The organism is Algorimicrobium algoritergicola (assembly GCF_008086165.1).
In the GTDB taxonomy this organism is placed as follows: domain Bacteria; phylum Bacteroidota; class Bacteroidia; order Flavobacteriales; family Flavobacteriaceae; genus Algorimicrobium; species Algorimicrobium algoritergicola.
On sequence record NZ_VSKL01000001.1, the window covers coordinates 1,080,948 to 1,094,302 of the forward strand.

The 13,355-nt window shown below is 35.8% G+C and carries 10 protein-coding genes and 1 tRNA gene; 7 read left to right on the plus strand and 4 right to left on the minus strand.

The annotated features are described in order from the left end of the window. Positions 1-8: 8 nt before the first annotated feature. Positions 9-81, plus strand: a tRNA-Gln gene (locus tag ES675_RS05005). Between the two features lie 187 nt (positions 82-268). Here ES675_RS05005 and ES675_RS05010 read toward each other — a convergent pair. Continuing rightward, a complete protein-coding gene (locus ES675_RS05010) occupies positions 269-1,093 on the minus strand; it encodes a universal stress protein (protein WP_066249049.1) in 825 nt (274 codons plus the stop codon). Positions 1,094-1,266: 173 nt separating this feature from the next. On the opposite strand from ES675_RS05010, the gene rimP reads away from it, so the two are divergent. The 3 genes from rimP to infB are packed head-to-tail and all read left to right on the plus strand — an operon-like array spanning position 1,267 to position 5,856. Continuing rightward, a complete protein-coding gene (rimP, locus tag ES675_RS05015) occupies positions 1,267-1,728 on the plus strand; it encodes a ribosome assembly cofactor RimP (RefSeq protein WP_066249055.1) in 462 nt (153 codons plus the stop codon). A gap of 13 nt (positions 1,729-1,741) precedes the next feature. After that, positions 1,742-2,974, plus strand: a complete 1,233-nt coding sequence (nusA, locus tag ES675_RS05020; protein WP_066249059.1) for a transcription termination factor NusA — start codon at positions 1,742-1,744, stop codon at positions 2,972-2,974. Positions 2,975-3,003: 29 nt separating this feature from the next. Beyond that, entirely contained in the window at positions 3,004-5,856 is a 2,853-nt protein-coding gene (gene infB / locus ES675_RS05025; RefSeq protein ID WP_066249062.1) for a translation initiation factor IF-2, read from the plus strand. A 70-nt stretch (positions 5,857-5,926) separates the two neighbouring features. Here the strand turns inward: infB and ES675_RS05030 are convergent, their stop codons facing one another. Genes ES675_RS05030 through ES675_RS05035 form a run of 3 tightly spaced genes read right to left on the minus strand, consistent with a single transcriptional unit; the run spans position 5,927 to position 6,778 of the window. Further along, entirely contained in the window at positions 5,927-6,193 is a 267-nt protein-coding gene (locus tag ES675_RS05030; protein WP_231931253.1) for a hypothetical protein, read from the minus strand. 3 nt (positions 6,194-6,196) lie between these two features. Further along, positions 6,197-6,334 (minus strand): hypothetical protein, encoded by a 138-nt coding sequence (locus ES675_RS16590; RefSeq protein WP_231931254.1) that lies wholly within the window; start codon positions 6,332-6,334, stop codon positions 6,197-6,199. A 42-nt stretch (positions 6,335-6,376) separates the two neighbouring features. Next, complete coding sequence (locus ES675_RS05035) at positions 6,377-6,778, minus strand: SPOR domain-containing protein (RefSeq protein WP_066248136.1); 402 nt, start codon at positions 6,776-6,778, stop codon at positions 6,377-6,379. 214 nt (positions 6,779-6,992) lie between these two features. On the opposite strand from ES675_RS05035, the gene ES675_RS05040 reads away from it, so the two are divergent. The 3 genes from ES675_RS05040 (at position 6,993) to nrfD (ending at position 13,352) form a co-directional block, all read left to right on the plus strand. Then, entirely contained in the window at positions 6,993-8,288 is a 1,296-nt protein-coding gene (locus tag ES675_RS05040; protein ID WP_066248590.1) for a cytochrome c3 family protein, read from the plus strand. A gap of 89 nt (positions 8,289-8,377) precedes the next feature. Further along, positions 8,378-11,581: a TAT-variant-translocated molybdopterin oxidoreductase gene (locus ES675_RS05045; protein ID WP_066248138.1), complete on the plus strand. Its 3,204-nt coding sequence runs from the start codon at positions 8,378-8,380 to the stop codon at positions 11,579-11,581. A gap of 34 nt (positions 11,582-11,615) precedes the next feature. Further along, positions 11,616-13,352, plus strand: coding sequence for an NrfD/PsrC family molybdoenzyme membrane anchor subunit (nrfD, locus tag ES675_RS05050; RefSeq protein ID WP_082985853.1), 1,737 nt, complete (start codon positions 11,616-11,618; stop codon positions 13,350-13,352). Positions 13,353-13,355: the final 3 nt, after the last annotated feature.

Genomic DNA, 13,355 nt, shown 5'->3' on the forward strand with positions numbered 1-13,355 from the left:
TACGAGATTGGCCTATGGTGTAACTGGTAACACGTTGGTTTTTGGTACCAAAGAGTCTAGGTTCGAGACCTAGTGGGCCAACTAGTTAAAGAGAGTCCTAATCATTTTTATGGTTAGGATTTTTTGATTTTAGTCGGTAAGGGTTAATGCGCTTATCCGCTTTTTATAGAATACAGTCATTAGTATTGCAGACTATAGAAAGATAATTAAAACAAAAAGCCTCTAAATTATTTGGAGGCTTTCATGTTTATAAAAAATATTCGAGGTACTATATTTTAAAAGTAACTACTGGTCGTTTGGCGTGGTTTACTAAATCCTCACTAATACTGCCATTAAAGAAGTGAGCAATACCTTGTCTGCCGTGTGTACTAATACCTATTAAATCGGCTCCCACGACGTGAGAGAAATTTAAAATTCCTTTTTCAACACTATCATCATTGTAAATTGAAATGGTGTAATTTTCAAAATCATTACCAGATATAAAATCTAATATTCTGCTTTTAGCTACATCAGTCGTTACAAAGTTATTTGCCGTATTTACAAACAATAAATGAATTTTAGCATTTAAAGCTTCTGCTAGTTTAATGGCTTGTAGGTAGGTTCCTTTATTATCATTTTTAAAATCTGAAGCAAATACAAAATCGTTGATTTCAAAATTTTCATGATCGTTTTTAATAACGAGAACTGGTGCTTCTGCAGTTCTTACCACTTTTTCAGTATTGGAACCAATAAACATTTCTTTAAAACCATTGGCGCCATGAGATCCCATGACAATTAAATCAATACCATGTTCTTTACACGTGTTTGTAATGCCCGTAAATGTTTGGTTAAAGTCCACCGTTTCATGCACAACTATGTCTTTTAAGTAATCTTGAGCCATCGTTTTTTCAAATTTTTGATGCGCTAATTTCATAAAAAACATGGCTTCTGGTAGTTCACTATATTGGCTTAAAGCATCCACTTGATCTAATGGAAGCTCCAGCATGTGGAGTAAATAAATTTCACTATCATGTTTTTTTGCTAATTGAGCAGCCACTTTTAAGGCCTGTTCTGCTTCTTTTGAAAAATCGGTTGGAACAAGAATTTTTTTCATAGGATGATTTTTTTTTTATCTGTTGGTTTCAATCACTAATTTAAGAATAAAAATTGATATTTCATTCATTATGGAATTCAATAAAATTATTGTATATTTGCAGCGTTGTAAGAAAAAGAATAAATGAGGGGACCTGAAGTCCCCTCTTTTTATACCAATTTTTTGTATCAAATATGTTAAGAAAAACTATAGAAACCTTATTGAATGATGCCCTTGAAGAGCGAGAAGATTTATTTCTAATCGATTTTACCATGGGAGAAGATAATTCTATTTCAGTCATTATAGATGGCGATCATGGCGTAACCGTTGATGATTGCGTATTTATTAGTCGTGCAATTGAGCATAATATTGATAGAGAAGAACATGATTTCTCATTGGAAGTGGCTTCAGGAGGTGCAACAGCGCCTTTAATTCATGCCAGACAATACAAGAAAAATATTGGTAGAGATTTAGAAATTCGAACAAAAGAAGAGGAAGTAACCGGGCAGCTTACAAAAGCAACCGATACACACATTACTCTAGAGTGGAAGGCACGAGAGCCAAAACCTGTAGGTAAAGGAAAAGTAACAGTACAAAAAGAGGCAGAAATAGCCTATCAAGATATTGTAGAAGCAAAAGTTATGATAAAATTTTAATTCAAAGAGAGATATGGAGAATCTTGCGTTAATTGACTCATTTTCGGAGTTCAAAGACGATAAATTAATCGATCGTGTAACGTTAATGGCGATTTTAGAAGACGTTTTTAGAAACGCCCTTAAAAAGAAGTTTGGTGATGATGATAATTTTGATATTATTATTAATCCAGATAAAGGCGATTTAGAGATATGGAGAAATCGTATAGTTGTTGCAGATGGTGAAGTAGAAGAGCCAAATCAAGAAATTTCATTATCGGAAGCTCGAAAAATTGAGCCAGATTTTGAAGTTGGTGAAGATGTATCAGAAGAAGTAAAACTAATTGATTTAGGACGCCGCTCAATTTTAGCTTTAAGACAAAACTTAATTTCTAAAATTCACGAACACGATAATACGAATATCTATAAGCAATTTAAAGATTTAGTAGGAGAAATTTATACGGCAGAAGTACATCATATTCGTCACAGAGCTGTAATTTTGTTAGATGATGATGGGAATGAAATTATTCTTCCAAAAGAAAAACAAATTCCTTCAGATTTCTTTAGAAAAGGTGACAACGTTCGTGGGATTATAGAAAGTGTTGAGCTTAAAGGTAATAAGCCAGCCATTATTATGTCTAGAACAGCACCTGTATTTTTAGAGAAGTTGTTTGAGCAGGAAATACCAGAAGTTTTTGATGGTTTAATTACTATTAAAAATGTGGTGCGTATTCCAGGTGAAAAAGCAAAAGTAGCGGTCGATTCTTATGATGATAGAATAGATCCAGTTGGAGCTTGTGTTGGTATGAAAGGTTCAAGAATTCACGGAATTGTTCGCGAATTAGGAAACGAAAATATTGACGTTATTAATTACACAAGTAACTTGCAATTATACATTACAAGAGCATTAAGTCCAGCACGTGTAACATCCATCAAAATTGATGAAGAAAACAAACGTGCCGAAGCTATATTAAAACCAGAAGAGGTAAGTAAAGCAATTGGACGTGGTGGTCACAACATCCGTTTAGCCGGTCAATTAACTGGTTATGAAATTGATGTATTTAGAGAGGGAGCTGAGGAAGATGTGGAATTATCAGAATTCCGCGATGAAATTGAACCTTGGATTATAAAAGAATTTAGTAAAGTTGGTTTAGATACTGCTAAGAGTATCTTAGAACAAGATGTTCAAGACTTGGTAAAAAGAACCGATTTAGAAGAAGAAACAATTATTGAAATAATTAGAATTCTTAAAGAAGAATTCGAAGATTAACATATATTAGGTTATATTAAAGGCGATTTATGGCTGAAACAATTAGATTAAATAAAGTATTACGTGAGCTAAACATTTCTTTAGATCGTGCTGTGGAATTTTTAGATTCTAAAGGCATTGATATCGAGAAGCGTCCGACAACAAAAATTTCTCAAGAAACTTTTGATGTGCTTTCAAATGAATTTCAAACAGATGCTAATAAAAAAATGGCATCTCAAGAAGTTAGTGAAGCCAAGCAAAAGGAAAAAGAGGCAATTCGGATTCAGCGTGAACAAGAAATTGAGGTTAAGGAAAAGGAGAAAGCAGAACGTGAAGCACTAGCTAAAGCTAAGGAAGCGGAAGTAGTAAAAGCGAAATCTACGCTTTCAGGTCCAAAACAGGTTGGTAAAATTGATTTAGATGCTGACAAGAAAAAAGCGATTAAACCAAAAGAGGAAGCACCTGTTGCTACTCCAGAGGTTGAAGCTAAAGAGGCTCCAAAATCTGAAGAAAAACCTAAAGCTGTAGAAGCCAAGAAACCAGAGGTTAAAGCAAAAACAGAAGACACGCCATCTTCTAAACCTGTTGATAAACCAAAAGTTGAAACGCCAAAAGCAGAGACTCCAAAGTCTGAAACATCTAAAAAGGAAGATCCTAAAACGGAAACGCCAAAAGTAGAAACTCCAAAAGTAGAAACTCCAAAAACGGAAGAAACTACTGAGTCAGATGCACCTATAGATGAGCGTTTAAAAACACAATATCAAAAACTTTCTGGGCCTAAAATTGCTGGTGAAAAAATAGATTTATCACAATTTAAAAAGCCAAAGAAAAAGACGGATAATAAAACGACAGATCCTAAAAAGAAACGTCGCCGAATCAGTAAAGCTGGTGCGCCAGGTGCTACAGGTTCTGGTACGCCAAGAACTGGTGGTAATGACCGATTTAAAGGTAAGCCAGCCGTTGGAAAAGGACGTCGTAATATAGTTAAAGAAGAGCCTAGTGAGGAAGACGTGCAGAAACAAGTACGTGAAACGCTAGAGAAACTTCAAGGTAAATCAAGTAAAGGTAAAGGTGCTAAATACCGTCGTGATAAGCGAGATCAGCATCGTGAACAAACTGAAAAAGATTTACAAGCAGAACAAGCAGATAGTAAAATTCTGAAAGTTACAGAATTCGTTACTGCTAGTGAAGTAGCTACCATGATGGATGTTCAAGTAACACAAATTATCTCGGCATGTATGTCTTTAGGTTTGATGGTTACCATGAACCAACGTTTAGATGCTGAAACGTTAGCTATTGTAGCTGATGAGTTTGGCTATGAGGTAGAATTTATTACTGCTGGTATTGAGGAGTCTATAGAAGTTGTACAAGACAAACCAGAAGATTTAGTAGAACGTGCACCAATAGTTACGGTTATGGGTCACGTAGATCACGGTAAAACATCGTTATTAGATAATATTCGTCAAGAAAATGTCATAGCAGGTGAGTCTGGAGGTATTACGCAACATATTGGTGCGTATGGTGTTCAGTTAGAAAGTGGTCAGAAAATTGCATTCTTAGATACACCAGGTCACGAGGCCTTTACCGCCATGCGTGCTCGTGGAGCTCAAGTAACCGATATTGCTATTATTGTAATTGCTGCGGATGATGCTATCATGCCACAAACAAAAGAAGCAATTTCTCATGCGCAAGCAGCAGGTGTACCAATTGTATTTGCTATCAACAAGATTGATAAGCAAGGTGCAAATCCAGAAAAAGTAAAAGAAGGATTAGCACAAATGAACTTGTTAGTAGAAGATTGGGGAGGAAAAATTCAATCTCAAGATATTTCAGCTAAAACAGGTGTTGGTGTTAAAGAATTACTAGAGAAAGTATTGTTAGAAGCTGAATTATTAGAGCTGAAAGCAAATCCTAATAAACGTGCAGTTGGAACCGTTGTTGAGGCATTCCTTGATAAAGGTCGTGGTTACGTATCAACTATTTTAGTACAAGCAGGAACCTTAAAAATTGGTGACTATGTATTGGCCGGTAAAAATAGTGGTAAGATAAAAGCCATGCAAGATGAACGTGGGCATGAAGTAAAAGTAGCAGGTCCATCAACGCCAGTATCTATTTTAGGTTTAGATGGCGCACCGCAAGCTGGTGATAAATTCAATGTCTTTGAAGACGAACGTGAAGCGAAACAAATTGCTACCAAGCGTACACAATTACAACGTGAGCAATCTGTGCGTACACAACGTCATATTACATTAGATGAAATTGGTAGACGTATTGCTTTAGGAGATTTCCAAGAATTAAATATTATCCTTAAAGGTGATGTGGATGGTTCTGTGGAAGCCTTAACGGATTCGTTCCAGAAATTATCAACTGAAGAAATTCAAGTAAATATTATACATAAAGGTGTTGGACCTATCACAGAAAGTGATGTGTTACTAGCTTCTGCATCAGATGCGGTTATTATAGGATTTAATGTTCGCCCAATGGGTAATGCTAGAAGCATAGCTGATAAGGAAGAAATTGATATCCGTATGTACTCCATTATCTATGATGCCATTAATGATCTTAAAGATGCTATGGAAGGTATGTTATCTCCAGAGCTTAAAGAGGAAATTACTGGTACAGCTGAAATTAGAGAAATCTTTAAAGTATCTAAAATTGGAAGTATTGCAGGTTGTATGGTATTAACAGGTAAGATTTTCCGAAACTCTGGTATTCGTTTAATCCGCGATGGTGTGGTCGTTTACACAGGTGAATTATCATCATTAAAACGATTTAAAGATGACGCTAAAGAAGTTGCTAAAGGATACGATTGTGGTATGCAAATTAAAAACTACAATGATCTTAAGGAAGGCGATATAATTGAAGCTTACCATGAAGTAGAAGTTAAAAAGAAATTGAAATAAATTTCATTATATATCAAAAAAAAGAGTGCCAATTGGCACTCTTTTTTTTGTTTTAATATCAAACGCTCTGTTAGCCCTTATTTTTTATGTTCCTTTTAGGTTTAACGCGAAATGCATCAGGAAATTCTTTTTGTATTAATATCAGTCCTCGATCTGCTTCCAACCGGTTTCTAAAATTACCTGCCCAAACTTTATAATTAGGAGGTTCGTATACGTCAATAACACGCCAACTCGTGAATGCCTTGTTAAAATGTCTTAATGCTTCATTAGTACCAGTTTTATCTCCAGAAAAAATTTGAATCTTGTAACGATCAGAATCATTATCCGATACATTCATTTCTTACTTTAAAGCTAATAATTTCTCCAATTCAGGAGCTTGATTAATAATAAGGCTGTCTTGTTGCGCATAAAACGTATTAACGGTAAGTGTTAGGCTAATGGTTAAAAATGCATAAGAATACCGATTTAATAAATTCATTCTAAAATATTTGGTAAAAAAGTAAAAGCCCTTATGGATAAATTATTTTCTATCCTTCTTTTTAGGTTTAAAACGAAATGCGTCATTAAACTCTTTTTTAATCTTTTCAAGGCCGCGATCGGCTTCTAAACGGCTTCTGAAATTTCCGACCCATACTTTGTAGTTTGGTGTTTCGTACTCTAAAACGGAAGGAATTTTATCAAATTTCGCATCAAAATTAGACATCGCTTTTTCGGCACCCGTTCGATCTCCAGAAAAAATTTGAATCTTATAGCGATCAGAATCGGTGTCAGAAACATTCATTTCTTTCTTTAAAGCTAATAAAGTAGCTAATTCAGGTGCTTGATTGACAGTAATTGTGCCTTGTTGGGCATAAAATAAATTAACAGTAAGCATCAGGCTTACTGTTATTAATGGTGTGGAATATCGGTTCAATAAATTCATTTTCAATAGTATTTGATACAAATGTATAAGATTATAACTTAAAAGCACTTCAATTTATTATTTAGAATTTCTCTAAATTAGCAATTAACAGTTCTGTAACATTTCTAAAATCGACTTTAAATGTTACTTTTGCGAGAGATTTTATTATTGTATTTTTTTCTTTTGTTAATTGAAAAAATCATACCAAAGTTTAGAAGTTAATTCAACCAATAATATGAAACAGGTGAATCACCGAAAATTAGGCAAGAACATTTTACGTTTAAGTTTAGTTATTTTATTAGCATTTTCAACATCACTTTCGGCCCAAGAAGGTGATCCAGCAAACGGTAAATCTTTATTTAATGCCAACTGTGCTGCTTGTCATAAATTAGACAAGAAGATGACAGGTCCTGCGCTACGTAATGTAGAGCAACGACTTGCAGAGGACGAAGGTCTTGACAGAGAGTGGTTAAGTAGTTGGATTCGTAATAGTTCAGCAGTGATCAAATCTGGCGATACGTATGCTAATAAAATATTCAATGAATATGGAGGTGCTGCAATGACGGCTTATCCACAATTGTCTGACCAAGATGTTAGTGATATCTTAGCTTATACTGCTGAAGAAGCTCCTGCTGCACCTGCTGGTGTTCAGGTTTCAGATGCTGGTCAAGGCGGTGGGTCAGATGGCGCAAGTATGTCTAATAAAGTTATTTTAGGCGCTCTGGCTGTGCTGTTTGCATTGCTAGCTATGGCACTTATTTTAGTAAGACAAACATTAAATCGTTTTGCAGAAGCAAAAGGTGTTGATGTTTCAGAAACTAAAGGGACTCCAATCTGGAAGGCCTTTATACAAAATCAATTTTTAGTATTGGTTTCTGTAGTAGTCTTGTTATTAGCAAGTGGTTACTTTGTGTTTGGTTACCTTATGCAAGTAGGTGTTGATCAAGGTTACCAGCCTGTTCAGCCAATCCATTTTTCTCATAAAATTCATGCAGGTGATAATGGTGTCGATTGTAAATATTGTCACTCATCAGCGCGTGTTAGTAAAACTTCCGGAATACCATCATTAAATGTTTGTATGAACTGTCATAAATCAGTTTATGAAGTGGCTCCCGAAACAGCAACTGCTGAATACAGTAAAGAATTTTACGATGGTGAAATTAAAAAGCTTTATACTGCCGTAGGTTGGGATGATGCTGATCAAAAATATACAGGTGATACGCAACCGGTTAAATGGGTGCGTATTCATAACTTACCAGATTTTGCTTACTTTAACCACTCGCAGCACGTTTCAGTTGCAGGTATTGAATGTCAAACATGTCATGGACCTGTGGAAGAAATGGAAATCATGTACCAACATGCGCCTCTTACAATGGGCTGGTGTATTAACTGTCACAGAGATACAAATGTTAAAGTAGAAGATAATGCATACTACACGAAAATTCATGAAGAATTATCTAAAAAGTATGGTGTTGATAAACTAACAGCTGCTCAAATGGGTGGTCTGGAATGTGGTAAGTGTCACTACTAATTTTTTAGTAGCTTCCACAAGCGTGGAAATCTCATAGTAGGGATTTAAAACTTTAAATAAATTAATAAGAAGTAATTCAATTATATAATATGTCATCAAACAAGAAATACTGGAAAAGTGTTGAAGAGCTAAACGAGAATAGCTCAATTGTTGAGACGCTAAAACAAAACGAATTTGTTGAAGAGATTCCAACGGATGATTTTTTAGGTAATAAAGAATCGTTAGAAAGTTCTAAAACAACCCGTCGTGATTTCTTAAAATATGTTGGTTTTAGTACAGCCGCTGCATCATTAGCCGCTTGCGAAGGACCAGTTATTAAGTCTATACCATATGTGGTGCAACCAGAAGTTATTACTCCTGGTGTAGCTAACTACTACGCAACAACAATTGCGGATGGTTATGACTATGCGTCTGTTTTAGTAAAAACTCGTGAAGGTCGTCCAATTAAAATTGAAAACAATACACTCGCTACTGCCAATGGTCATGCAAATGCTAGGGTAAACGCTTCTGTTTTAGGGTTGTACGACAGTATGCGAATTCAAGGTCCAATGAAAGCAGGCGAGCCTATTTCATGGAGTGAATTTGATGCGGAAGTTGGTCAGAAATTAACTAGTATAAGTGGTTCTGGAAAAGCTATCGTATTATTAACACAAACGTATGCGAGTCCATCAACTTCTAAATTAGTAAATGAGTTTAAAGCAAAATTTGGTAATGTACGTCATGTACAGTATGATGCCATTTCCGAATCTGCTGCTTTAGATGCTTTTGAAGCAAATTATGGTGAGCGTGGTTTAGCGAACTATGATTTTACAAAAGCTATGACAATCGTTTCAATTGGAGCTGATTTTCTAGGTGATTGGCAAGGTGGCGGATTTGATTCTGGTTATGCCAAAAACAAAGTTCCTACTAATGGGAAAATGTCACGTCATATTCAGTTTGAATCAAATATGTCATTAACTGGAGCTAATGCTGATAAGCGTGTATCGTTAACACCAAGTCAACAAAAAGTAGCTTTAGCTAAATTATATAGTGCTGTAGTGGGAAGTTCTGTTTCAGGCGATTTACCACAGCATATTGAAGACGCTGTTCAAAAAGCAGCTTCCCAATTGAAAAAAGCAGGAAGTAAAGGTGTTGTTGTAACTGGTATTCAAGATGTGAATGCGCAAACAGTTGTTTTGGCAATCAATGAGTATTTAAATAGTCAAGCATTTGATCCAAAAACACCTATTAAAATAAGACAAGGAAATGATAAAGCAGTCATGACTTTAGTTGCTGATATGAATGCAGGTAAAGTTGGTGCTATCATTATGAGTGGTGTTAACCCTCTATATACATTACCAAATGCTGGAGATTTCTCTGAAGGATTAAAGCAAACAGATTTATCTGTTTCTTTTACTATGAAAGCAGATGAAACAGCATTGGAAACCGAATATCAAGCAGCCGCGCCACATTATTTAGAGTCTTGGGGTGATGTTGAATTGAAAAAAGGTCATTTTGCATTAATGCAACCAACTATTCGTCCATTATTTGATACACGTCAGTTTCAGGAAACTTTATTAAAGTTGACTGATAACGATATGTCTTATCATGATTACGTGAAGCAAACTTGGAATGAAAGTATTTTAGGTAATACGTCATTTAGCCAAGCTTTGCATGATGGTGTTTATGTTACAAGTTCGGCTTCAACAAATGCCGATCAAACGACAACTTCTTCAACTACTGAAACAGATAAGAAAACGTGGGTTGGTGGTATTATAGAAGATGTTGCTGAAGGTGTTGGTTTAAAAGAAAAAGAAGGCGATACAACAACTAATGGAATTGCTGCTCCTGTAGCGGTTTCAGGTGGAGATGCAGCTAGACAATTAGGAGCAACTTCTACATCTAATGGATTAGAATTAGCTTTGTACTCTAAAACATCAATGGGTGACGGGCAGCATGCTAATAACCCATGGCTGCAAGAAATGCCAGATCCAATTACAAGAACAACTTGGGATAACTATCTTACCGTTTCTCAAGCTGATGCTAAAGATTTAGATCTTAGAAATTGGCATGAAGCTGATGGTGGATTAAATGGAAGTGTTGTTGAAATATCAGTAAATGGTGTTACGGTAACCGCACCAGTAATCATACAACCAGGTCAAGCAAAAGGATCTGTAGGATTAGCTTTCGGTTTTGGTCGTAGAGCTGGTTTAAAAGAAGAAATGCAAACAGGCGTAAATGCCTATCCATTATATATGGATTTTAATACAGCACAAGGAAATGTATCCATGACTGTTTTAGGTGGCGAGCATGAGTTTGCTTCGGTACAGCTTCATAATACCTTAATGGGTCGTGGTGATATTATAAAAGAAACAACACTAGAGGTATTTAACACGAAGGATAAGAAGTATTGGAATATAATGCCTATGGTTTCTTTAAACCATCAAGAAACTCCAGTAACATCACCAGAAGTAGATTTATGGGATGAGTTTGATCGTTCAATTGGTCATCACTTCAACTTATCAATCGACTTAAACTCCTGTACAGGTTGTGGTGCGTGTGTTATTGCTTGTCATGCTGAAAATAATGTACCTGTTGTAGGTAAAGAAGAAATTCGTAAGAGTCGTGATATGCACTGGTTGCGTATTGATAGATATTATTCTTCAGAAGAAACATTTGACGGGGATAACACGAAAAAGAATGACACCAAAGGATTAGCAATTATTAATGCACTGGACGAAATGGAAACGGCTGCGGCTAATCCGCAAGTAGCTTTTCAACCAGTTATGTGTCAACATTGTAATCATGCACCTTGTGAAACGGTTTGCCCAGTTGCAGCAACATCACATGGTCGTCAAGGACAAAACCACATGGCTTATAACCGTTGTGTTGGAACGCGTTATTGCGCAAATAACTGTCCTTATAAGGTGCGTCGTTTTAACTGGTTCTTATATAACCAAAACGATGAGTTTGATTACTACATGAATGATGATTTAGGGCGTATGGTTTTAAATCCGGATGTTACTGTTCGTTCACGTGGTGTTATGGAAAAATGTTCTATGTGTATTCAAAAAACACAAAAAACTATTCTTGACGCGAAGCGAGATGGTCGTGAAATTAAAGACGGTGAATTCCAAACAGCTTGTTCCGCAGCATGTGGAACTGGTGCTATGGTTTTTGGCGACATAAACGATAAAGATAGTCAAGTTGCAAAACTTAAAGAAGATAATCGTATGTATCATTTGTTAGAGCACATAGGCACAAAACCAAACGTGATTTACCATACTAAAGTGAGAAATACAACCGAAGCATAATAAAACGAATTAAGAAAATAATTATAAAAGGATTATGGCGTCTCATTACGAAGCACCTATTAGAAGACCTTTAGTTACAGGGGAAAAATCATATCATGATGTAACAGTCGATGTGGCAAGACCTGTTGAAGGTAAAGCAAATAAATCTTGGTGGATTGTATTTTCAATTGCACTTATCGCTTTCCTTTGGGGAGTTGGGTGTATAATATATACAGTGTCAACAGGTATTGGAACTTGGGGTTTGAATAAAACCGTAGGTTGGGCTTGGGATATTACTAACTTCGTTTGGTGGGTTGGTATTGGTCACGCAGGAACATTAATTTCTGCAGTACTTTTACTTTTCCGTCAGAAATGGAGAATGGCAATTAACCGTTCAGCGGAAGCAATGACAATTTTTGCCGTTGTTCAAGCAGGTTTATTCCCAATTATCCACATGGGTCGACCATGGTTAGCATATTGGGTATTACCAATTCCAAACCAATTCGGTTCCTTGTGGGTTAACTTTAACTCACCATTACTTTGGGATGTATTTGCAATTTCAACGTATTTATCTGTTTCATTAGTATTCTGGTGGACCGGTTTACTACCAGATTTCGCTATGTTACGTGATAGAGCAGTGAAGCCTTTCCAAAAGAAAATTTATTCCTTATTAAGCTTTGGATGGACTGGTCGTGCAAAAGATTGGCAACGTTTTGAAGAAGTATCTTTGGTACTTGCAGGTTTAGCAACACCATTAGTACTTTCTGTGCATACCATTGTATCTTTTGACTTCGCAACTTCGGTTATACCAGGTTGGCATACAACCATTTTTCCTCCTTACTTTGTTGCAGGTGCAATTTTCTCTGGTTTTGCCATGGTGAATACCTTATTAATTATCATGCGTAAAGTCGCTAATTTAGAAGATTACATTACCGTTCAACATATTGAGTTAATGAATATCGTTATCATGCTTACAGGTTCTATTGTAGGTGTGGCATACATCACGGAGTTATTTGTAGCTTGGTATTCTGGAGTGGAATATGAACAATACGCTTTTTTAAACAGAGCAACAGGACCTTACTGGTGGGCTTACCTATTCATGATGAGTTTTAATGTGTTCTCACCACAATTTATGTGGTTCAAGAAATTACGTACAAGTATCATGTTTTCATTCTTTATCTCTATTATCGTAAATATAGGAATGTGGTTTGAGCGTTTTGTAATTATTGTAACATCATTACACCGTGATTACTTACCATCTTCTTGGACAATGTTCTCACCAACATTTGTAGATATTGGAATATTTATTGGAACTATTGGGTTCTTCTTTGTATTGTTCTTGTTATATGCTAGAACATTCCCAGTAATTGCTCAAGCAGAAGTTAAAACAATCTTGAAATCTTCAGGAGAACGTTATAAAAATATTAGAGAACGTGGAGATAGTCTTGTTGGAACAGGATCAGATGCTAGAACATCTGGTGTCGTAATTGCTAAACCAGTTACACCTGTAGTGCCTCCAGCGGATCATACTGAAAAAACAAATAATCTATTAGAAAACATTGGTAAGTTTGACCCAACAATTCAAACGGCTGATGATCTTCAAAAAATTAATGGTATTGGGCCAAAAATGGAAGAAGTACTTAATAGTATCGGAATTTTTACATACTTACAAGTTAGTAGAATGACGAAAATAGAATACGATTTGTTAGACGAAATTACAGGTTCATTCCCAGGAAGAGCAGAACGTGATGATTGGTCTGGACAAGCTAACCAAATAATAAACGAAGCGTAGATA